Below are 2,800 nucleotides of genomic sequence, written 5' to 3'. Positions count from 1 at the left end.
CCCCGCCACCAACTCCCCCCGCGAACCACCCACCACCACCGCACGGTGATCGAACACCGCACGATGCGCCGCCAGGGAGTAGCCGATGTCGAGGGGGCGCGGCGCGGTGTCGTCGGCGGCGTGGGCGCGCAGCCGGGCGATCTGGGCGTCGAGGGCGGGAGCGGTGGCGCCGGAGACGGGCCAGACCATCGGTCCGGTCTCGGCGACGAACGGGCCCTCGGGGGGTGTGACGTCGGGGGCTTCGGGGGCTTCGGGGGCTTCTTCGACGATGGCGTGGGCGTTGGTGCCGCTGAGGCCGAAGGAGGAGACGCCGGCGCGGCGCGGGTGGTCCGTGACGGGCCAGGGGCTGGTCTCAAGGAGCAGTTCGACGTCGCCGCTGTCCCATTCGATGTGCGGGGACGGGGCGTCGACGTGCAGGGTCCTGGGCAGGACGCCGTGGCGCAGCGACATGACGGTCTTGATGAGGCCGCCGACGCCGGCGGCGGCCTGGGTGTGGCCGATGTTCGACTTGATGGAGCCGAGCCGCAGCGGCCGGCCCTCGGGCCGGTCCTGTCCGTAGGTGGCGAGCAGGGCATGGGCCTCGATCGGGTCGCCGAGGCGGGTGCCGGTGCCGTGCGCCTCGACCGCGTCGATCTGGTCGGGGGTGAGGCGGGCGTTCTTCAGGGCGGCGCGGATGACGCGCTGCTGGGCGCGCCCGCTGGGCGCGGTCAGGCCGTTGGAGGCGCCGTCCTGGTTGACCGCCGTACCGCGGACGACGGCGAGGACGCGGTGGCCGTTGCGGCGGGCGTCGGACAGTTTCTCCAGCAGGACCAGACCGACGCCCTCGGAGAAGGCGGTGCCGTCGGCGGCGGCGGCGAAGGCGCGGCAGCGGCCGCTGAACGCCATGACGCCCTGGGCGCTGAAGCCGACGAACAGGCCGGGCGTGGCCATGACGGTGACGCCGCCGGCGAGGGCGAGGGTGCACTCGCCGGAGCGCAGTGCCTGGGTGGCGAGGTGGACGGCGACGAGGGAGGAGGAGCAGGCGGTGTCGATGGTGACCGCGGGGCCCTCGAAGCCGTAGTGGTAGGCGAGGCGGCCGGAGATGACGCTGGCGACCGTGCCGGTGACCAGGTGTCCCTCGGCGCCCTCGGCGCTGTCGCCCGCGGCGTGGCCGTACGACGGCTGCGCGGCGCCGATGTAGACGCCGGTGGGGGTGCCCTTGAGGCGTGCGGGGTCGATCCCGGCGCGCTCCAACGTCTCCCAGGAGGTCTCCAGCAGGAGCCGCTGCTGCGGGTCCATGGCGAGGGCCTCGCGCGGCGAGATGCCGAAGAAGCCCGCGTCGAACCGGTCGACGTCCGGAATGAACGCGGCCTCGCGGGCGCTGCCGGTGTCGCCGAGGTCCCAGCCGCGGTTGTCCGGGAACCCGGAGACGGCGTCGCCCTCCCCGAGGACGAACTCCCACAGGTCCTCCGGCGATTCGATGCCTCCGGGATAGCGGCAGCCCATGGCGACCACGGCGATGGGCTCGTGCGCGGCGGTGGACAGCTGCCGGTTCTCCCGGCGCAGCCGCTCGGTCTCCGTCAGGGACGCCCGCAGGGCTTCGACGACCTTGTCCGAGGGGTTACTCATGCTGTGTCTCCGGATCTCCGCGTCACGGATGGATGGCGTTGCCGTGGGTGGTCGGGGCGGGCTGGGAGGCCGGCCGGTCGCCGGGTCAGGTGTCGTCGCCGTCGAGGGCCAGGGACACCAGGTCGTCGAGGTCCATCTCGGCGATCGACGCTTCCCGTGCCCGGGCGTCCGCCGCCTCTTCCTCGTCCTCGGTCGGGGCGCCGTCGGGGCCGGCCTGGGCCAGGCGCAGCAGGGTGTCGAGGACGCCCGCCTCACGCAGCCGGTCCAGCGGGACGGTGGCCAGCGCGCGCCGCACCGCCGTCTCGTCCGGGGTGTCCGCGCCGGTCTCGGAGGGGTCGTCGCCGGGGGTGAGTCCGGCTCGCAGGTGTTCGGCGAGGTCCTGCGGTGTGGGATGGTCGAAGACCAGGGTGGCGGGCAGCCGGAGGCCGGTGGCGGCGCCGAGCCGGTTGCGCAGTTCGACGGCGGTCAGCGAGTCGAAGCCGAGGTCCTTGAAGGCCCGGTCGCGTTCCACGGCGGCGGTGCCGGTGTGGCCGAGGACGGCCGCCACGTTGCTGAGCACCAGGTCGAGGAGGACCGCGCTGCGGCGTTCGGCGGTGAGTCCGGCGAGCCGGCGCAGCAGGGCCGCGCCGTCGGTCTCGTCCGCGGTGCCGTCGCCCGCGGTGCGGCGGGCGGGAGCGGGGCGCACCAGGGCCCGGTACAGGGCGGGCGGTGTGCCGGTCGTGGACTCGCGCAGGGCGTCCGGGTCGAGGCCGACGGGGACGAGGAGCGCCTCGTCGCGGTCCGTGGCGGCGTCGAACAGGGCAAGGCCCTCATCCGCGGTGAGGGGGGTGACGCCGCCGCGGCCGAAGCGGGCCAGGTCGGTGTCGTCGAGGCCGGCGGTGAGATCGCTGATCCGGTGCCACATGCCCCAGGCGAGGGAGGTGGCGGGCAGGCCGTGCGCGCGCCGGTGGTGGGCGAGTGCGTCGAGGCAGGTGTTGGCGGCGGCGTAGTTGGCCTGTCCGGAGTTGCCGGTGACGCCGGCCGCCGAGGAGTACAGGACGAACCGGCGCAGCGGCAGGTCGCGGGTGAGCTCGTGAAGATGCCAGGCCGCGTCCGTCTTGGGCCGCATGACATGCTCGACGCGTTCGGCGTCCAGCGAGCCGAGGACACCGTCGTCCAGGACACCGGCGGTGTGCACGACACCGGTCAACGG

Annotated in this window: 2 protein-coding genes; both read right to left on the bottom strand. The window is 74.5% G+C overall.

The genetic code is table 11. The features are described 5' to 3' along the window. Window positions 1-1,608, bottom strand: a 1,608-nt coding sequence (locus VKA29_RS12515) for a type I polyketide synthase (protein WP_324785512.1), incomplete at its 3' end; no start/stop codon positions are given. Window positions 1,609-1,693: 85 nt separating this feature from the next. Beyond that, window positions 1,694-2,800 (bottom strand): beta-ketoacyl reductase (locus tag VKA29_RS12510; RefSeq protein WP_324785511.1); only part of this gene is annotated, 1,107 nt, incomplete at its 5' end.

The organism is Streptomyces sp. H51 (genome assembly GCF_035656535.1).
Lineage (GTDB): Bacteria > Actinomycetota > Actinomycetes > Streptomycetales > Streptomycetaceae > Streptomyces.
The sequence above is the reverse complement of the archived record's forward strand: the minus strand, read 5'-3'. Positions and strand labels throughout refer to the sequence as shown.